Here is a 17,831-nt window from a genome sequence, read left to right as displayed (position 1 = left end):
AAATTCATCCCGTCGCGGCCTGGCCGGGGGCGATTCCCGGGGCAAGGCCGTCGTAGAAGGCCAGCAAGGACGGATTGGCGCCAAAGGCGTCGGCCACGACTTCCCGGGGCAGCACCGTGTTGCCGGCAAAATCGAATCCCTGTTCCTGCAATTGGCGCAGCAAGGCCCGGCACACTCCGTACTTGCCGAGCCGGGCCTGGACGATGGCCTGGCAGAACAGGGCGCTCTGATGGCCGGACACGCCAAGGCTTGCGGCCAGCACGGCATCGTCGAGGTTGAAGACGATCTGCAGGTACTGCAACGACTCCTCGTATTTTTCCAGCTCGTAGCAGCAGGCCGAGGCCAGCATGGAAAAGAAGTACGCGTCCACAAGGCTCATGTCGGCCAGGTGCGTCATGGATTTGAGCAGCGGATAACAGGCGTCCTGCCGCTTGAGGAAATAGAGGATTTTCGCTTTCGTGAAGCGCAGGGCCCCGGAGCCGGGATAGGCGGCGAGCCCGGCCTCCACGGCCTCCAGGGCTTTCTCCCCGTGTCCCGCGGCAAAGAGCCGGTTGGCCCTGTCCAGATTGCCGAACAAGGCCTTCCGGAAGGCGGCGGCGGTCGGGAGGCTCGTGCCGCAGGCGGCGTTGAGGGACGCCACCAGCTGGTCATACAGGGCGCCATGCTGCAGCAGGGCCTTTTGGTATTCGCTCATAAAATCGCGCAGCCACCCGCGCAACGACTGCAAATGGCGGTCCTGCGAAAAAACGATGCCGTCCGGAAACGCGGCCGCGAGGTCCGGGCCGGTCCCCTCCCCGGCCGCGGGGCGCGAGGCCTGGCCGTCCGGGGCGGCGCAAAGGTTTTCATATTTGCGGATGATTCCCTGGAGGACCGTTGCCTGGCCTTGGAAATAGGCCTGGCTGCAGGCCAGCAATCCGGGCAGGACGTGCCCTTCGAAAAAATACTCCCCGAGCAGGCGTTCCACCCGTTCCCGGAACAGGCCCAGGGTCTCGGTCGGATCCACCGTGGCCAGGAAGGCGGCGAAGCCTTCCCGGAAAGCCGCGACATCGGCAGTCTCCAGGTCGCAATGCAGCGGCGGCGCGGCAGCCTGGCACCGCTGGAGCGCCAGGTACAGATCGCCGTTGAAGTTGCACCAGCCGGTGTCCGCACGGCTCTCCCCGGCCGGCGAGGCCCCGGCCCCGGCGGCGGTGGCCGTGGCGGCCCGGGAGCAGGCCGGTCGGGGCGCCTCCCCGGACAGGCCGTCCGCGGCGGGGTCGTCGCGGCGGGCAACCGGTTCCCGGCCCCCGGCGTCGGCCACGGCGGCCGCCTTGTGGCACACCAGCCCGCAGCGGGCAAAATGCCGGATCAGGGCTTCGGCGGCGGCCTCTTCCTTGTTCTTGGCGAGAAGCGTCTTTTTCCCGCTGAAAAAAAGCCCCTCCAGGGCGGAGGCGCTTTTCCCGAAGGTGCCTGCCAGCCGGTCCAGGGCCTGGCTGCGGCTGCATCCGGGGGCCAGCTCGCCGTAAAAACAGACCGAGTAGGTTGTATTCATAGGAGAACGTCGAAAGGAGCGCCAAGGGCAACGGCCTCGAGGCCCCCCCGGAGGCCGTTGCCCGCGTTTGCGACAGGAGACCGGCTACAGGGTCAGCGTCGAACCGGAAGGCAGGTACGTGATCGTCTCCACGGACTTGTCGACAAATCCGTAATTCACGTTGTTGAAGGTGTCGAGCACCATGTTGCCGGTATAGGAGGCGACCGTCGACGTGGTCGGATTATACAGATCGATGGTCGTTTTCGAAAGCTGCAGGTAGCCGGGGGCGCTGGCCACGGCCAGGGTGTCGGTGCCGCTGCCGCCGATGTAGACGCTCGGTGTCAGTCCCGCAAAAAGCGTGTCGTTGCCGCTGCCGCCGTCGATCCAATTGGTGCCGAACATGGCGCCAAGGGTGTCGTTGCCGTCATTGCCGACGATCGCGTCGTTGCCGTAGCCGCCGTAGAAGGCATCGTTGCCGCTGCCGCCGACCATCATCCAGGGCGAAGCGACCGAATTCTGCAACGTGGCATAGTTCGAATAGGCCATGTCCAGAACATTGATGCTGGCCGGCGCGGCGGTGGAAGAAGAACCGGCCAGGAAACTCGGCGCGGAACCGGTTTCGACAATGGGACCGATGACAACGCCTTCGCCGGGGGCGGCATTGGCCACCACCTGAAACGTCTCGGCATTAAGCCAACTGATCATGTACATTCCCTCCATGTCTATGTTTTTGGCCCAAAACACCTGGTATCGCCAGCTCCCGCCGTTGGCCGTCCCGACCACGGCAACGGGCCTTAGGGACACACCCATGGGCCCGCCGATCCGAAAAACGCGGAGCGCTACACCCTTATCGACGAACAGCGACGCAATGTTAAGTCTTTCTTCGCCCGCCGCTCAAAAAAACCGGAATGTGCCTTCCTGCACCCGAATACACCTACAGAAACCATACCGGATTGATCTTCATTGCTTCGGACCTGGAGACAGGCTCCATCCGTTGCCGTCCCTGTCGTGCACGCCAGACGCCTGTTCCGGCGATTCTCTCGACGATATAGAAAACCAGACGGCATTTGTCAAACAGCATGGAAGACCGCTTCCTCGCCGTCTCGCCTTGAAATTGTCCCCATGGACGCCGGGCACCTGGGCCGATCGTCGGCTGAATTGTCGTTCCAGAGTAGCCAACCTGTGTTTTCGCTGCTGGTGCGCCGGCCAGGTCCGTATGCGACGTCGAAACGCTCCCTGTTTTGCGGCCGCCGGCCGGCCCGCCTCGTGGAGCGGAATCCGGATCCGCCGCACCATGTGCCGTTGCGCCTGCCTGCGGCCGGCCTGAAATAAGGATACCGCGCCCACGCGCCCGGGGCTCGAAAAAAACGAGGCGGTTTGCCCAAAGCCGCCGGAATCGTGGTACGGAGGCCATGGCCCGGGAATGTTCCACGCGGCCCGGACGGGCCGGAGTGGCCCGGAAAACCTCGCGGCACACGACAAGGAGGTGCGGACATGCGCGATTTTCTCTTGCGGGTGGGAGCATGCTTCTCCGCCGGCGTCTTCGGGGGCCTGTGCAATGCCGTGATCGTCTGGCTGGCCGGGGCCAGCGGACTGACGGCGGCCATGGGCGTGGCCATCGCTCCGGCCATGACCACGGGCTATCTCTATCCCAAACTGGTGTGGGGGGGCCTCTGGGGCCTGCTGTTCGTGCCCCGGCTCCTGACCGGTTCCATTTTCTGGCGGGGACTCCTCTACAGCCTGGGCCCGACGCTGGTGCAATCGCTCGTCGTGTTCCCGGTCCAGGCCCAGAAGGGCCTCTTCGGCCTGGACCTCGGCCCGATGACGCCGCTTTTGGTTGTCCTGGCCAACGCGGTCTGGGGTTTTGCCGCGGCGGCGTGGTTGCGCGGCGGGGCTGACGCCGACGCGGGCCGCCGTACCCGCCAGCGCGGCGCCCCCTGAAACGGTGGCCGGTTTCGTCGGCCCAAGCGCATCGATCCAGCGGGTTGGCAGCGCGGTCGCCAACCCGGCGCCTACGGGGGGCAAATGGACGACCTGCTCATCATTGGCGGCAGCGACGCAGGCATCAGTGCGGCCCTGCGGGCCCGGGAACTGGTCCCAGCCTGCACGGTCACCGTTGTCTTGGCGGACGATTACCCCAACTACAGCATCTGCGGCCTGCCCTTTTTTCTGAGCGGGGAAGTTCCCGACTGGCGCGCCCTCGCCCACCGAACCAGGGAAGACCTGCCGACGGCTTTGCCCTGGCCCGATACCTGGCGCACAGGCATCCCGTCTCTGCCCTCATCGGGGGCGCATCGGCTTCGCATCCGCGTGACTGGCGACAGGGCCACGGGTTCCCTGATCGAGAAGGGGGCCAGGCTTCCCATAAGCCTCGCCATAAGATAACCGCTTCCCGAGGACTTGTTTCCTGTTGTCCCGCCCGCCTTCCCACGGGAGAGACCCTCAAGGCGCAGCAGCAAGTTTCCACCGAGGAAGGAGGTCGCCATGGCGAAAAGGACAAAATCCAGCCCATCGCCGGACACAGGGATGCCCGAGAAAGGACCCGGCGAAGCCTTGCCAGCGCCAAGTCCGCCCGCCGCGGAGCCGCCACAACCGCAGCCGCTCCCCATCGTGGCCATCGGCGCCTCCGCCGGAGGGCTCGAGGCCATCCGGACTTTCTTCCAGCATATGCCTTCGGACAGTGGTGCCGCCTTCATCATTATCCAGCACCTGGCTCCGGACTTCAAAAGCATGATGGCCGAGATCCTCCAGCACTCGACGTCCATGGCGACCCGCCAGGCGGAAGACGGACTGCCGGTGGAACCGGACAAGATCTATACCAACGTCCCGGGCAAGGACATGCTCTTCGAAGACGGGACGCTCAGGCTGGCGGACCCGGAAAAAAGCCGGGGCACAAGGCTCCCCATCGACCGTTTTTTCCGGTCGCTGGCCGAGGACAGGCAAACGCGTGTCATCTGCATTCTCATGTCGGGCACGGGTTCCGACGGCACGCTTTCCCTCAAAGACGTGAAAGGCCACGGCGGCATCGCCATGGCCCAGGAAGGCGACGCCCGCTACAAGGATATGCCCCAGAACGCCATCAGCACCGGCATGGTCGATTACGTTCTCGCGGCCGAGGATATGCCGAAAAAAATTGTGGAACTCCTCAAGAACTGGCCGAGCCTGTCCGACCAAATGGAAGAGACGTCCAGGAAACGGAACAGGGATGTGATACTGCCAAAGATCCTGCGCCGCCTGGGAACCGAGACGGGCCATGACTTCTCCACCTACAAGAAAAACACCATCGTTCGCCGGATAGAACGGCGGATGGCCTTGCTGGAAATACAGGACCCGGGCGAGTACGACAAATATATACGGCACAACAAAGGCGAAATGAAGATCCTGTTCAAGGGTCTGCTTATCGGGGTCACACACTTTTTCAGGGATCCGGCAGCCTTCGAGGTTCTTGTCCAGACGGTCATTCCCCAACTGTTTGCCGAAAAAGACGACAGCAAGCCCATCCGCGTCTGGATCGCCGGCTGCTCGACCGGTGAGGAAGCCTATTCCATCGCCATGGTGCTTGATGAGTACATGAACCTGTCCTCCAGGCTGAACAAGGTCATGGTCTTTGCCACGGACATCGACGAGGAGGGCCTGGAATTCGCCAGGAGTGGCCTGTACCCCCAGGCTATCGAGGCCTCCGTGACGCCGGAGCGGCTGAACCGTTACTTTCGCAAGGAAGGCAACGGGTACAAGATCATCAAGAACATCCGGGAAATGATCATTTTCGCCTCCCACAGCCTGATCAAAGATCCGCCCTATTCGCATATGCATCTCATCAGTTGCCGAAACCTGCTCATCTACCTGGATGCGGACCTGCAAAAAAAGGTGATCCCGCTCCTCCACTACGCGCTTGATCCCGGCGGCTTCCTTTTCCTCGGCCCGTCCGAATCCGTGACCGATTTCTCCAACCTGTTCGTGCCCGTGAACAGAAAATGGAAGCTCTTTCAAAGAAAAGGAACGGCACCCGGCCGTCTGGTCGACATTCCCATGCCGCGTGTGGAAGAGAACCCGCTGGTCAAAGAAGGGCTGAAGTCCGAGCGCCAGGAAACCTTCACCAGGCAGGCGGAGCAGATCATTCTCCATGAGTTCGCCCCGGCCGGCGTGGTTGTCAACGACACCTACGAGCCGTTCCAGTTCTTTGGGCCGGTGGACCGTTATTTCCAGGTACGGGCCGGCGACTCGACAAGAAACGTGCTTCTTCTGGCCCGGGACGATCTCCGCCTGCACCTGCGGACCTCCATTCGGAAAGCGGCCAAGGAGGAACGCCGGGTACGGCAGGCCGACCTGTCGCTTCGCACGGAGGGCAAGGTCTGGAAATTCAATCTCGTGGTCACGCCGCTCAAGGAGGACCCAAAGTTTGGCCGCCTGTTCCTGGTGGTTTTCGAGCCTTTGGCGGGGGATGCAGTCCAAGCGGAAGACCGGGCGTCCGGTCTTCCGCCGGACGGCACGGCCCTGGCCGCAAGCCTGGAGGAAGAGCTCAAAACGACCAAGACCGAATTGCAGGCCACCGTGGAAGAACTGGAGACCTCCAATGAGGAACTCAAGTCCTCCAATGAAGAGCTCATGAGCATGAACGAAGAGCTCCAGTCGTCCAACGAGGAGCTTGAAACCTCCCGGGAGGAACTGCACTCCATCAATGAAGAACTGACCACGGTCAACGCCGAGATGCAGCAAAAAGTCGATGAGTTGGCAGAGGCCAACAGCGACCTGCAAAATCTCATGGACTCGACCCGGATCGCCACCCTCTTCCTCGACAAGGACCTGATCATCCGGCGCTTTACGAAACAGGTGCCGGAGTATTTCAACATCATGGACATGGATATCGGCCGACCGTTTGGCCACATCCGCCCAAAGGTCGAATACGACGATATTTTGCAGGACATCCAGCATGTCCTTCGTGATCTCGTCCCTGTGGAGAAGCAGATCCGCGCCGTCGACGGCCGATGGATCATGGCCCGGATCATGCCGTACCGTTCGACCCGGGATCGGATCGAAGGCGTGGTGCTGACCATGCTCGATGTCAACCCCCTGAAGGTCGCGCAGCAGAAACTGACCGCGCGCACGGCGGAGGTTGAATCCATTTACAAGGCCATTCCAGGGAGTTACCTCCGAATCGACGCCGGCGACAGGATCCTCGCCTGCCGTTCGCGGGAGGAACCGGATATTCTTCCAAATCCCCAAGCCCTCCTCGGCTCCCGGCTTCAAAACCTTTTTACCGGCAAGGCCGGCGAGGATCTCGAAAAAGCCGTCCAAGACTCCAGAGGCACGAACACGGAACGGATCGTGGATCTGCGTGTGGCGGCGGGCGACACCCTGCGGCATCTGGAAGCCCGCATTTTTCCCTCGCAAGAGGAAGTTTTCATCGTCCTGCGTGACATCACCGAGCTCCGGATCGCGGAGGAGCGGCTCCGATTCCTGTCCGACGCCCTCACCCAGGTCACGGACGGGTTGATCGCCGTGGACAATGGGGGCTCGGTCATCCTGTGGAACGCGGGTGCGGAAAACATCCTGGGCATCGAGGCCCAGCTGGCCGTCGGCGGGAATCTGGCCACCCTGCTCGGGCCGCAGTGGCTCCAAACGGACGACACCGCCTCCGGGGCCGGAACGGACGGGGAGAAGTGGTACTGGGTCAAGGCGTTGGAGCATGTCCGACCGGACGGCTCGAAGATCCTGGTGGAATTCTCCACCACCGCCATCCGGGACAACGGGGGGAAAGAAAATCGGCCTGCTTTCGGTGCTGCGGGACATTTCCGAACGCCAGCGGATAGAAGACGAACTCCTGGACGCCAAGCAGGCGGCCGAAGCCGCAAATCGAGCCAAGAGCGAGTTCCTGGCCAACATGAGCCACGAAATCCGGACCCCTCTCTCTGGCATCAGCGGCATGACGGATCTTCTCTTCGGCACGGACCCAAACGAGCGGCAGCGCCTCTACCTGGAAAGCATCCGGGAATCCGCCGACAGCCTTATTGCGATCATAAACGACATCCTCGACTTCTCCAAAATCGAGGCCCGGAGACTCGAACTCCAGGAACAGCCCTTTGACCTGACCCAGATCATGGACGCGATGCGCAAGGCGTTCAAACCCCTGGTCGAGGAAAAGGGGCTCACGCTCACCACGTTCGTCCACTCCGGCGTGCCCACGGACCTGATCGGCGATCCGGTCCGGCTCAAGCAGATCCTGGTCAATCTGGTCGGAAACGCCCTCAAGTTCACGAGCAAGGGCAGTATCGACATTCAAGTCGGCACCCTCCATCTGCCGGAGGAACGGAGCATCCCCCCGCATCGGCCGGCCGGGGACAAGCAACCGACGGACTTCGCGCGCCAGCGCCACGTCAGGCTCCTTTTCTCGGTGCGTGACACCGGCATCGGGATTCCCCTCCAGTATCAGCAGTCCATCTTTGAAATCTTTTCCCAAGGGGATAGCGGCACCCAAAAGCAGTATGCCGGCACCGGCCTTGGGCTTAGCATCACCAAATCCCTGATCGCGATGATGGACGGCAATATCTGGGTGGTCAGCCAGGAAGGCAAAGGAAGCACGTTTTATTGCAGCGTGTTGTTGAAGATCCAGAATCCGCACGAAGCGAAACCGACAACGGAAGCGGCTGCGTCTTCTCCGGGCAAGCCGCTCAAAATTCTCTTGGCTGAAGACAATCCCATAAACCGGCTCTTCCTGCAGGAGCTTCTCCGCAACGAAGGGCACTCGATCACATACGCGGCGGATGGCCAGGAGGCCCTGGAGGCCCTGCGAACCGAGGCTTTCGACATCGTGCTCATGGATATCTCCATGCCCAGGATGGACGGCATCGAGGCGACGCGACGTATTCGAGAATCGGTTTCGGGCAAAATCAACGCAAAAATCCCTATTGTCGCCCTGACAGCCCACGCCTTCAGGGTAGATGCGGAGCGCTTCCTCAAGGCGGGGATGGACGGGTACCTGAGCAAACCGATTGATCCGGCCAAATTAAAGGAAATCCTGGGAAAGTATGCCAAGCCCTAGTAGTCCTGTGTCAGAAGGCTTTACCCTTTTCCGACCACAGCCAGGAGGCATCCACAACAGGAGTGGCCACTGCCCCACCCTTGTCCAGCACAAGATCATCCCAGAACTTTCGTCTCTTGTCGCAGGCTCCTCTGCATCGTGTTATTGACGATTGAACCGAAATCACTTGATGCCGACAGCCTTGGCGACATCGAGAACCTTGCTTTTTGGCTTCTTGGCACATCCGTTCATCAGCTTAATTGAACCGAAATCACTTGATGCCGACAGCCTTGGCGACATCGAGAACCTTGCTTTTTGGCTTCTTGGCACATCCGTTCATCGGCTTAGTGGAGAAGCCTTCAAGATTGTCCCCATTCAATCTGGTGTCGCCGGATACGCCGCTCAGATAGCTATCGAGCCACAGGAAGATGACGGCGATGGAGTCTTCGTCGGAAGTGGCAACGTCCTGGATAAATTCCTCGCAGGTCATGGCACCGAACTCGCTGTTTTGGGTCTGCTGTTTTTTCGCCAAAGCCGGGAGGGCGAAGAACAGGACCAGGAGGCTCCTTGCCAGGAGCTAACGAATGATGGATTGCATGGGACATCCTCAAGGCGGTTGACGGTTGGGGGATAAACGCCCCGCTTTGCGGCCTCGCGCCGGAACCCGGCAATAGGCTGGCCGGGGTCACTCCTCCCGGATGACTCCGATGCGCAGAACCTTGCCGTCGGGCAAGGCCCAGACCTTGCCGTCGGAACCGACCATCACGCCCTGCTTGTTGACAAAGATGTCGTCCAGGCGCTGGGCCAGGATGTTCTGCTTGAGAGCCTGGGTGATGATCCGGTCGTACTGGCGCACGAAGGCGGCCTTGTCCTCGACTTCCAGATCCTGGCCGCCGACCGAGACCATGAGGGGATAAGCAACAAGCCCGGCCACGGCGTGCTTGTCATCGGCCGCCAACGCCTTTTGCAGGCTGGCGACGAATTGCGGCACCTGGGCGGCATCCTTGATGCCGATAAACGAATAGTCTTCCTTGGCCTGACAGTCCGTGGGCCCGGCCGTCAGGCCGGCCGCCAGCAGCAGGCCCAGGGCCAGACAGCGCAGCCAGACCGCCCGCAACGTTGGCCCCTGGCCCCTCTGCATGCTTCGGTTCGCCATTTTTCTTCCCCTCCTGTGGATTTCTTGCCGCCGGCCCGGCCTGGCTTCGGGAGCGCGGCCGCACCGGCACTCTCCGGCCCTTGCGCGCCGGCCCGGACCAAAGCGTCGGGCCGGCGCGCAACGGGCTACCGCACGTCCTGGCACATGGCCTTGATGAGTTCCACGCGCATCTCCTTGGACTGGGGATGCCCATTGAACTCCAGGGCGTTCATGTCGAATTTCCCCCGCTTCGGGTCGATGGTGAACTGCAAGAGGGCTTTGACATTCTGTCCCTTAAAGGACATCCCGCCGCGGATGTTGACGATGTAGTCGCCCTCGTCGGACCAGCCGGAATCCCACCGGGCGTCGGGGAAATAGTTGTCGATCAGTCTCCAGACGTAATAATTCTGGCATGCCTTGAAACTTTGATTGCGAAGCCATTCTATCTCATCGGAATAGGCAAAACAGGTGGTTGCGCTGGCGACAAACAGGAGGACGGCGGCAACGAACGATCGAAACATCATGAGGCTCTCCTTTGCAGTGCGGTTGCAGGTGGTCCTTTCAATGACACGGGGAGAATGTCCCGGCCCGGGGCGCCGGCGAGGCCGACGGACGGGCTAGGGGGCTTCCTTCACGGCGTATTGGAGCAGGTTCCAATGGGCCCGGGGGGCAGCCGTTCGCCTGAGGACGCCGGAGAAGGTGCCCCAGACACGGACATCGGCGCCTGAACGTTTCCACTGCGCCCGGGTGGCGTGGGGATCGATGGTTTCTCCGGCACCGGTATAGTAAATGGTCCCGGCGGCCAGAAACGTGTCGCCCTCGCCCGGGCGCAGGCTGTCCACCTGGGCGAACACGAAGGCCTCGCCGCTGGCCAGGGATGCGACGTATTGGGCTTTGCGGTGTTTTTGGATGGTTCGACCGAAAACGGCGTTGGTGCTGTTGTCGATGACCTTGGACGGAATGACGATGTCGTTGCCGCCGTTGATCCGTTTGAGGCCGGGCAGAGGGCGCAGGACGCACCGCCAGAGGGCGAAGTGCAGCAGGTTCTCGTCGGTGAGCGTGGACTGGTCGAAGGCCGGCATGTTGGCTGCGGCAAAGGGGCTGAAGAAGTCGCTCAGTTCCTTGCGGGTTTCCGGCTTCAGCGCCGGAGCCGACTGGGACCGGGCCAGGCCCGGCAGCAGCGCGGCGCAAAGCGCCAGCAGCACGAGCAGTCGTTTCATGGGCACACTCTCCGTCGTATTGCCCAGGCCCTTGCTCCATGGTGGGCAGGAGCGGCCTGGACGACGGCCATGTACGAAGGCTCGGCTGTTTTGTCTGTCCGGGATTTCCCGGACAGGGGTGCGGCAGGGCGGGATCAGTCCGGCTTGCAGTGGCGGATGGCGTACTTGCGAAGGTCCCTCATGCCGTCAAAGCCCAGCTTGACCAGGATTCTGGCGTAGTAGCTTTCCACGGTGCGCACGCTGACGCCCAGGGCCGAGGCGATCTCGATGTTGCCTTCGCCCCGGGACAGCCGTTCGAGGGTCTGTCGCTCGCGTTCACTGAGCGCCCCGGTTTGGCCGGCGGCCGGCGCCTGGGGCGGGGACGCTTCCAGGGCGGCGGCGACGCGGGGGCTCAGGTAGCGCTGCCCGGCCAGGACGAAGCGCACGCCCTCCACCAGCACGGCCGAGGTCTCGCGCTTGGCGACATACCCGCAGGCTCCCCGGGCCAAGGCCAGGCGCACGGTCTCGGCGTCTTCGTGCATGGAATAGACGAGCACGGGAATGCTCCGGGTGCGCAGGTCGGCGATGAGGTCCAGGCCGTTTTCCTCGCACAAGGTCAGGTCCACCAGGGCGATGTCGGCCCGGCTGGCATCGATGCCGGCCAGCAGCGAGGCCCGGTTTTCAGCCTCGCCGCAAACCACGAACCCTTCCTGGAGCAGGCGCAGGGTGAGCCCTTCGCGCACGGCCGGATGGTCGTCGGCCAAAAAAATCCGCCCGCCCCTTTCCGGATGCGTGGTCATGTGGGCCTCCGGGATTCGGGAGCGCCGCCATTGCCCGGGCCGCCGGCGCCGCCTGGGCAGGGGGCCGTGCAGACCACTTCCGTGCCGCCGCCCGGGGCGTCCAGAATGCGCAGTTCCCCGCCGATGAGGCGCGCCCGGTGGGCCATGATGCCAAGGCCAAGACCGCCGGCCGGGGCCTTGTCCCCGCAGCGGCCGCAGCCGTCGTCGCGCACGGCCAAAACCGTTCCCTGGCCGGCGGGACAGGCCAGGGACACGACGATGCGCCCGGGGCGGGCGTGCTTGAGGGCATTGGCCACGGCTTCCTGGGCGATGCGGTACAGTTGGGCCAGATGCGGACGGGGGCAGGCTTGGCAAGGCATGTCCCGGTGAAACTCGATGGGGACGGCGCTTGCTTCGGCCTGTCTGCGGAGCATTTCCCGAAAGGACGGTCCGACGCCGTCGTGTTCCAGGGGCCACAGCCCCCGGGAGAGATCATAGGCCTGTCCGACCAGGGTATCGAGCAGGCCGGACAGACGGGCCAGGGCCTCGCCATCCGCGCCGGTCGCGCTGCCCCCCGGCGACAAGGCGTCGCAGCGCAGCCGGGCGGCGGTCAGGCCCTGGCACAGGCCGTCATGGAGTTCCAGGCTGATGCGCCGGCGTTCCTCTTCGCTGACGGTCACGATCTGTTGCTCCAGGCGATTGCGTTCGGCCATCTCCGTTTCCAGGCGCAGGTTTTTGTCCACGAGGGCACCCGCCAGACGTTCTTCCGAGGCAAAGGCCTGGGAGAAACGGTGGGACAGGGCAAAGGCCTGGCTCAGGCTGAAGGCCAGCATGCCCACCGGCAGCAACGGGATGGACGGCAGGCAGTGCATGTCGACCAGCATGTCGTTGAGTCCAACAAGGCCCAGCACGCAAAATCCGGCCAGGAGAAAGCCCGCTTCGCCCCGTTCCCGACGCCAGGCCTGGTACAGACAGCGTAAACAAGAGACGATAAGCAGGCTGGAGGCGAGATAGTGCCAGGGGAGAACGGCGTTGAGCGTCAGGCCGGAGGCGAAAAGGGCCACGAGGAGGAACACGACGCACAACATGTTGCAAAACCATTGCAGATGTCTCGAAAATTCCAATGGATACAGGGCCCTGAAAAAAGCGTAGCCGACCGGAATCGTTGTAAAGAAGCAGGACAAGGCCAGCGGGTCCAGAAATCGCGCGGTAAGGTCGGGGAAAAAAAGACGCAGCGCCCAGCCGCTGCTGTCCGAGGCGGCGTAGTTGCCCATCCAGCCAAAGCAGTACAGGGAGAAATACAGGGGGGCGATAGTGGCCGGACGCACCCAGTACAAGGCGGCATGATACAGGCCCAGGAGGCAAAACGCGCCGATAAAGAACATGGCCGTGGCGTTGTCCCTGTCGCGCCAGGCCGCCAGCGTCGACTGGGAGCCGAGCCAGACCCGGGCCAGGAGCCCTCCGTCGCGGGCGTGGTGGTTGGAGAGCTGCAGGACGATGTCCACGGGACGCCCGGTGTTGGCAAAGGGAACAATCTGTTTTGCCGGCGCGGGAATTTCCGTTGCGGCGTCCGTCCCGACGACGCCGCTGCCGGCCGCCGGCACGCCATCAATCCACAGGCGATAGGCGCAATTGAGGCCACAAAGGCTCAGGGCCGGCCGGGGCACGCCCGGGGCCGGTTCCAGGCGCAGGCGCAGGGTGGCGAACCCGGTGTCGGCCCCCATGGCCAGATTGTCGGACCGGGCACGGTTCCAGGGCTGCGGCACGACGTAGAGGCCGGCCGCATGGCGGGGGGCACCGGCCTGGAAGTCTTTCGGGGTGAGCAATTGGCGCGGGTAATATTCCCATTCGCCGTCCAGGCGCAACGGGCCGTGGGCCGCCATGTCCCAGCCGGCGAGGTTGACGATCCCTTTTTGGGCCCGGGGCATGGGCGGCGGGGTTCCGGCCTGGCCCGGGCTGCCTGCGGCCAGCAGCAGGGCGAGCGCCAGCAGCAGCCGCGCCGCCGCCGTCCTGGCCTGTCTTCCCGGGCGGGAGCCGGGGGAGGCAGCCGGAGCGGGCAGCGGTTCCTGCCTCCGGGGCCGGCCCTGGCTGGAGCGGGGCCCGGACAGCGCTGCCGGGTATGTCCTTGGCGCGCAAGGCCGGTCGGCCCAGATGACAGGCGTGGCCCGGCCGGACGACAGGACACGGCGCGGCCGGGCACTGGGGAGCGCCCGGCCACGTCGGAACATCGTATCACCGCGTTCGGGAAAGAAAAAAACGAGAACCATTTTGTGAAAAAATATCTTCGCGCAGGGGCCAAGGCAATCGTTTTCTTGGCGATAACGGCCGTGGCCGTGTGGTATGGGCTGGTCCTTCTGCTGGTTTACCGGGCGGATTGACCGGCCCGGGCGGCGCGGCGGCAGATCCGGCCTGTCCGGGAATACCCTTACAGACGCGGGGCGTCCCCTGCCGTACCCTCCGCAACAAGGTATCGACGGCGTCCGTTCGGGCGTCATGGGCAACCCTGGCGGTCCGCGTCCAGGGTGTTCCATGTTCCGGGCACGCGCCGGCTGCGCTCCGCTCGGGGCAAAACCTGCAGCCGGAAAGGGACAGGTCCATGCGTACCAGCATCATGCTTCCCGGGGTGTTCCTGCTCCTTTTGGCCCTCGCAACCGCGGCGGTTGGCGGCGAGTCCGGCTTTCCCTTGTCGGTTGGCGGCCAGAGCCTGACCCTGGCCCGGGATTCGCGGCGTGGCGACGTCGCGGCGGCCCTGGCCAGGGCTTTGCCGCAGGAACAGCCGTCGGTGCTGTCGCCGGAACGAATCCAATACGATGTCATTGCCGCGCCGGGCCAGGGGCCGGTGAGCCTGGCCTTCGATTTTGACGCCCAGGGCCGGTTCACGGGCGCGATCATCGATGCCATGCTCAAGGAACAAAATCCCGTGGCCGCGCAACTCGCCGCCTGGCTGAGAGCCAAGGCGGGCAACGGCGTGCGGCGCACGGGCGACAGGGTCTGGACGCATGGCGGATTTCGCTTTCGGCTGACCGAAGTGCACATGGCCGGGGAAGAGTCCGCCTACCGTATGCGCATCGACCGCCAGCCCCGGTAGGAGCGACCCAGGGATGCGGCGTCGCCGGCCGCGTCGCGGGGCGCGGCGGGGATGTTGGCAACAATGGCGTTTTCAGCCTGGGAGCGACAACGCTGTCCGGGCTGGGGAGCGCGCAAACGAACGCAAGGGGAGTAAGCACATGGGCAAAGGATATCTGGCGGCCGGTCTGGCTGCGGTCGCGATCAGTCTGGCTCTGGCCGGAGCCTGTGAGGCCAAGGGCGTGACGGGTCGGTACACCTACGTCGAACCGGGCTACGAAGGCACCATGACCATTTCGCAGATGGGACCGGGCTTTGTTTTCAGGTTCAAGACCAAGAGCAAGAGCAACGGGCAGATGTGCGATTTCGAAACCTCCGAGACCCCCCTGGACCAGGGCGGCGGCCGCGTGGACGACGATCTGCCGGCCAAGGGCGGCACCGAGGATGACGGCATCAGGTTCGCCATTTCCTTTCAAGGCGACACCGCCGTCGTGGACATGGAATCCAAGGGCGGCGAATGCGGCATGTCGGGCTATTTCGGCGGCAGCTACCGCAAGGCGAAATAAACGGCGGCACGCAGGTCCAGGAGGTGTCGGCCTGGCGTGCCCAGGTGCAGCGACTCAAGAAGGTCCTTCATGGCGGGGTGGGAGCACAGGCCCATCGCCTCCGATTTCGTCTTCGTGAACCTGAGGAGCACGCGTTCTGCAAGGAATACCCGGGACAGCCCTGCACCAATCGGCAGCATCTCATGGAACGCCTGTGCAAGAAAGCAGAGGTGGGGGAGCTCGGTTTTAACTCCATCTGACACCTCACTGCGAGCATTCTTTATCAAGAAGGAAAGTCAGTGGTAGTGGCCCCAACTGTTCTTAGGCATAAGTCGCCGCAGACTACAACAAGGTATCTGCAAACCATTGGATCCAAGCAGACTGACGAGAAAATGAAAATTGTGAAGGGATAGCTTGACCCAAGAAAGTGGTCAGCATCCAGAAAGCTGCTCAAGAATTGAGTGGTCCGAAGAATGCCAGCAAGTCAGCTCGCCTGGTGGTTTATCGAGATAGCGCCAAGCATGCTCATGGCCGACGGGGTGGAAAAGATGGGGGCGCATTTGCGCGCGGTCATGGAGAAAGCGCGCGACCTGGAAGAGGCTGTCAGTTTCATCGATGAGTTCGAGGAGCTTGCCGGCAGCCGGGACACGGCGAACCGGGTCGACCGGTCCATCACCAACGAGTTTCTCAAGCAGGTGCCGCTCATCAAAAGTCAGACCACCGAGGTGCTGCTCGTGTGCGCCACCAATTACATTCGTCAATTGGACGCCGCCCTGCTGCGGCCCGGACGTTTTGACTGCATCATCCCGGTGGGAACCCTGGACGGCGTCGGAAGAAAGACCATCCTGGAATACTATCTGGCGAAGATGAACACCGGGGCTATCGACCTGGACCGCATCGTCTCCCTGACGGGAAAGTTCACCCCGGCCGATATCGAATACCTCTTCCAGATCGTTGCCCAGGGGGCCTTTGAACAAGAGTGCGAGAGCAAGCGCAATGTCCCGGTGACCACGGACATCATCGTCCAGACGATTGCCACCTTCAAACCCTCGTTGACGGAGAAGATGGTCACTGAATTCAAGGAAGATATCGTCACGTATTCACGAGTCTGAGCCCTCTTCCGACTGAAGCCGGACAGGGCGTTCCGGGCCCGGGAAAGACCTCCTTCGTCCGGGAACCCATCCGCTTGCCGCCGGCGATCCTCCCTGCCCGGCCGTCTCCGACGAACCAAGGGAGCGGCGCGCCTTTTCGGCGCCTGCGCTCAACCCTCCCCTTCGGGCGGCCCTGCCTCCGGTGTGGCCTGGCACGGCTGCCTGTCCTCGGTTTCTCCCTGGGCCTCCAGAAAAATGTCGAAGAAGAGAAACGAGATGCTCAGCGCCAGGGGTCCATACAGCAGGCCCAGAGGGCCGAACAGGAGGATGCCGCCGAGAATCGAGACAAACACCCACACCAGGGACATCCGCGCCTGGCCGCGCATGAAAAGCGGCCGCACGACGTTGTCGACCGAATTGATGACCAGCAGCCAGTACAAGGCGAGGAAGATGGCCATTTTCCATGATCCCGTGGCAACGAGATAAATAATGGATGGGATCAGGATCAGGCTCAAGCCCACCACGGGAATGAGCGAGGCGATGACGGCAACAGCCCCCCAGAGGAAGGGGGTTATCCCCGCGATCCAAAGTCCGACGCCGGTGACCAGGCCGATGGCTAGGCTCGTGCCGAGGCCTCCCAGGAGCACGGACCGGGAGACGGCTTTGAACCGGGCGATGATCGCATCCTCCTGATCCCGCCGCAGGGGGGAGGCCCGGCGCAGCCTCTCGGTGAGAAACTCCCCCTCGGCCAGGAGATAGAAGAGGAACATGACCAGGACGAACAACTGTAGCCCGATGTTGGCCACGCCCTTGCCGGCCCACAAGAACCAAAGCCCAATGTCTCCGCCCGAGGCCAACGCCCAGGCCTCGATTTTATGCAGGTCGATGGGCGACGCGACGAGGTAGGCTTTGGCCCAGCCAGGCAGGGGGAGCGTCCGGGCCCAGGCGACAATGTCGTGCAGCCCCCCGGCCTTGAACCAGGCCGCGGCCGTCTGGACGAATGTGACCGCCTCGCTGGTCAGCAGGGTCAGCAACCCCGCCAGGGGAAGGAGGACGAACAGGACCGTCAGCAGAGTCAGGGTGGTGGCGGCGAGCAGGCGCCGCGCCCTCATGAAACGCGGCAGCCACGCCCCCAAGGGGCGCACCAGGGTGGCCAGGACCAGGGCGATGACCATGGCATGCCGGAAAGGCCACAGAAGCGTCGCCATGATGCTGACGGCCGCGAGGAAGGTGGCCAGCAGGAACGGTCGGTAGAAGCCTGGTGTGTTTCCCATTGGCCGTGCACGCCCTTGTTGCGTTGCTGCCCTGGCAGGAGAGGTCCGGGCTTTGGGGAAGAAAACGGAGGCCTGCCCCCGGATTTCCGGGCCACTGCCAAACCGCCGCATTCTCCTATAAACGCCAGGCGCCTCCGGCCGTCAAGGCGCGGTGCAAGACTGCCACCGGCCAGGAGTTCCCGCGGGGATGCCGGAAAAGCGGAGGAAGTCCTTTCAG

General features: G+C 63.3%; 15 protein-coding genes and 1 pseudogene. 7 read left to right on the top strand and 9 right to left on the bottom strand.

The window, feature by feature from the left end; genetic code table 11:
- Nucleotides 1-4: 4 nt before the first annotated feature.
- A complete protein-coding gene (locus DFW101_RS14345; RefSeq protein WP_009182252.1) occupies nucleotides 5-1,528 on the bottom strand; it encodes a hypothetical protein in 1,524 nt (507 codons plus the stop codon).
- 84 nt (nucleotides 1,529-1,612) lie between these two features.
- Nucleotides 1,613-2,212, bottom strand: coding sequence for a calcium-binding protein (locus tag DFW101_RS14340; RefSeq protein ID WP_043643413.1), 600 nt, complete (start codon nucleotides 2,210-2,212; stop codon nucleotides 1,613-1,615).
- A gap of 789 nt (nucleotides 2,213-3,001) precedes the next feature.
- On the opposite strand from DFW101_RS14340, the gene DFW101_RS14335 reads away from it, so the two are divergent.
- From DFW101_RS14335 to DFW101_RS20005, 4 genes and pseudogenes are all read left to right on the top strand, one after another.
- A complete protein-coding gene (locus tag DFW101_RS14335) occupies nucleotides 3,002-3,448 on the top strand; it encodes a hypothetical protein (protein ID WP_009182250.1) in 447 nt (148 codons plus the stop codon).
- An 84-nt stretch (nucleotides 3,449-3,532) separates the two neighbouring features.
- Nucleotides 3,533-3,892, top strand: coding sequence for a hypothetical protein (locus DFW101_RS20010; protein WP_009182249.1), 360 nt, complete (start codon nucleotides 3,533-3,535; stop codon nucleotides 3,890-3,892).
- Nucleotides 3,893-3,991: 99 nt separating this feature from the next.
- Nucleotides 3,992-7,207, top strand: a pseudogene (locus DFW101_RS14325) (chemotaxis protein CheB); the annotation flags it as partial.
- Nucleotides 7,208-7,388: 181 nt separating this feature from the next.
- On the top strand, nucleotides 7,389-8,546 hold the full coding sequence (locus DFW101_RS20005) for a response regulator (RefSeq protein WP_157137654.1): 1,158 nt from the start codon (nucleotides 7,389-7,391) through the stop codon (nucleotides 8,544-8,546).
- Nucleotides 8,547-8,796: 250 nt separating this feature from the next.
- On the opposite strand, the gene DFW101_RS14320 is transcribed toward DFW101_RS20005, so the two are convergent.
- The 6 genes from DFW101_RS14320 to DFW101_RS14295 all read right to left on the bottom strand — a co-directional run bounded on the left by DFW101_RS14320 (nucleotide 8,797) and on the right by DFW101_RS14295 (nucleotide 13,566).
- Nucleotides 8,797-9,078: an HdeA/HdeB family chaperone gene (locus tag DFW101_RS14320; protein WP_268743554.1), complete on the bottom strand. Its 282-nt coding sequence runs from the start codon at nucleotides 9,076-9,078 to the stop codon at nucleotides 8,797-8,799.
- A 132-nt stretch (nucleotides 9,079-9,210) separates the two neighbouring features.
- Nucleotides 9,211-9,681, bottom strand: coding sequence for a hypothetical protein (locus tag DFW101_RS14315; protein WP_009182245.1), 471 nt, complete (start codon nucleotides 9,679-9,681; stop codon nucleotides 9,211-9,213).
- A gap of 125 nt (nucleotides 9,682-9,806) precedes the next feature.
- Nucleotides 9,807-10,184 (bottom strand): hypothetical protein, encoded by a 378-nt coding sequence (locus DFW101_RS14310; RefSeq protein ID WP_009182244.1) that lies wholly within the window; start codon nucleotides 10,182-10,184, stop codon nucleotides 9,807-9,809.
- Between the two features lie 93 nt (nucleotides 10,185-10,277).
- A complete protein-coding gene (locus tag DFW101_RS14305; protein WP_009182243.1) occupies nucleotides 10,278-10,880 on the bottom strand; it encodes a hypothetical protein in 603 nt (200 codons plus the stop codon).
- Between the two features lie 134 nt (nucleotides 10,881-11,014).
- Nucleotides 11,015-11,659, bottom strand: a complete 645-nt coding sequence (locus DFW101_RS14300; RefSeq protein WP_009182242.1) for a response regulator transcription factor — start codon at nucleotides 11,657-11,659, stop codon at nucleotides 11,015-11,017.
- Nucleotides 11,656-13,566 carry a sensor histidine kinase gene (locus tag DFW101_RS14295; protein ID WP_043642950.1) on the bottom strand — a complete coding sequence of 637 codons (1,911 nt, stop codon included), beginning with the start codon at nucleotides 13,564-13,566 and terminating at the stop codon, nucleotides 11,656-11,658. Before DFW101_RS14295 ends, DFW101_RS14300 begins: the two co-directional genes overlap by 4 nt.
- 668 nt (nucleotides 13,567-14,234) lie before the next feature.
- Between DFW101_RS14295 and DFW101_RS14290 the strand changes: the two genes are divergently transcribed.
- The 3 genes from DFW101_RS14290 to DFW101_RS14275 all read left to right on the top strand — a co-directional run bounded on the left by DFW101_RS14290 (nucleotide 14,235) and on the right by DFW101_RS14275 (nucleotide 16,361).
- Nucleotides 14,235-14,726 (top strand): hypothetical protein, encoded by a 492-nt coding sequence (locus DFW101_RS14290; RefSeq protein ID WP_009182240.1) that lies wholly within the window; start codon nucleotides 14,235-14,237, stop codon nucleotides 14,724-14,726.
- A gap of 139 nt (nucleotides 14,727-14,865) precedes the next feature.
- Nucleotides 14,866-15,270, top strand: a complete 405-nt coding sequence (locus DFW101_RS14285; protein WP_009182239.1) for a hypothetical protein — start codon at nucleotides 14,866-14,868, stop codon at nucleotides 15,268-15,270.
- Nucleotides 15,271-15,722: 452 nt separating this feature from the next.
- Nucleotides 15,723-16,361: an ATP-binding protein gene (locus DFW101_RS14275; RefSeq protein ID WP_083838492.1), complete on the top strand. Its 639-nt coding sequence runs from the start codon at nucleotides 15,723-15,725 to the stop codon at nucleotides 16,359-16,361.
- A 149-nt stretch (nucleotides 16,362-16,510) separates the two neighbouring features.
- Here DFW101_RS14275 and DFW101_RS14270 read toward each other — a convergent pair whose 3' ends face one another.
- On the bottom strand, nucleotides 16,511-17,614 hold the full coding sequence (locus DFW101_RS14270) for an AI-2E family transporter (protein WP_009182237.1): 1,104 nt from the start codon (nucleotides 17,612-17,614) through the stop codon (nucleotides 16,511-16,513).
- Nucleotides 17,615-17,831 lie beyond the last annotated feature (217 nt).

The sequence above is a fragment of the Solidesulfovibrio carbinoliphilus subsp. oakridgensis genome, from assembly GCF_000177215.2.
In the GTDB taxonomy this organism is placed as follows: Bacteria; Desulfobacterota; Desulfovibrionia; order Desulfovibrionales; family Desulfovibrionaceae; genus Solidesulfovibrio; species Solidesulfovibrio carbinoliphilus.
Note: the sequence above shows the minus strand (reverse complement) of the source record. Positions and strands in the feature narration are given on the sequence as shown.

Coding starts and splice junctions, on each gene's coding strand:
- DFW101_RS14345 (WP_009182252.1), bottom strand. CDS start 1,528: ATGAATACAACCTACTCGGTCTGTTTTTACGGCGAGCTGGCCCCCGGA.
- DFW101_RS14340 (WP_043643413.1), bottom strand. CDS start 2,212: ATGATCAGTTGGCTTAATGCCGAGACGTTTCAGGTGGTGGCCAATGCC.
- DFW101_RS14335 (WP_009182250.1), top strand. CDS start 3,002: ATGCGCGATTTTCTCTTGCGGGTGGGAGCATGCTTCTCCGCCGGCGTC.
- DFW101_RS20010 (WP_009182249.1), top strand. CDS start 3,533: ATGGACGACCTGCTCATCATTGGCGGCAGCGACGCAGGCATCAGTGCG.
- DFW101_RS20005 (WP_157137654.1), top strand. CDS start 7,389: ATGAGCCACGAAATCCGGACCCCTCTCTCTGGCATCAGCGGCATGACG.
- DFW101_RS14315 (WP_009182245.1), bottom strand. CDS start 9,681: ATGGCGAACCGAAGCATGCAGAGGGGCCAGGGGCCAACGTTGCGGGCG.
- DFW101_RS14310 (WP_009182244.1), bottom strand. CDS start 10,184: ATGATGTTTCGATCGTTCGTTGCCGCCGTCCTCCTGTTTGTCGCCAGC.
- DFW101_RS14305 (WP_009182243.1), bottom strand. CDS start 10,880: ATGAAACGACTGCTCGTGCTGCTGGCGCTTTGCGCCGCGCTGCTGCCG.
- DFW101_RS14300 (WP_009182242.1), bottom strand. CDS start 11,659: ATGACCACGCATCCGGAAAGGGGCGGGCGGATTTTTTTGGCCGACGAC.
- DFW101_RS14295 (WP_043642950.1), bottom strand. CDS start 13,566: ATGCCCCGGGCCCAAAAAGGGATCGTCAACCTCGCCGGCTGGGACATG.
- DFW101_RS14290 (WP_009182240.1), top strand. CDS start 14,235: ATGCGTACCAGCATCATGCTTCCCGGGGTGTTCCTGCTCCTTTTGGCC.
- DFW101_RS14285 (WP_009182239.1), top strand. CDS start 14,866: ATGGGCAAAGGATATCTGGCGGCCGGTCTGGCTGCGGTCGCGATCAGT.
- DFW101_RS14275 (WP_083838492.1), top strand. CDS start 15,723: ATGCCAGCAAGTCAGCTCGCCTGGTGGTTTATCGAGATAGCGCCAAGC.
- DFW101_RS14270 (WP_009182237.1), bottom strand. CDS start 17,614: ATGGGAAACACACCAGGCTTCTACCGACCGTTCCTGCTGGCCACCTTC.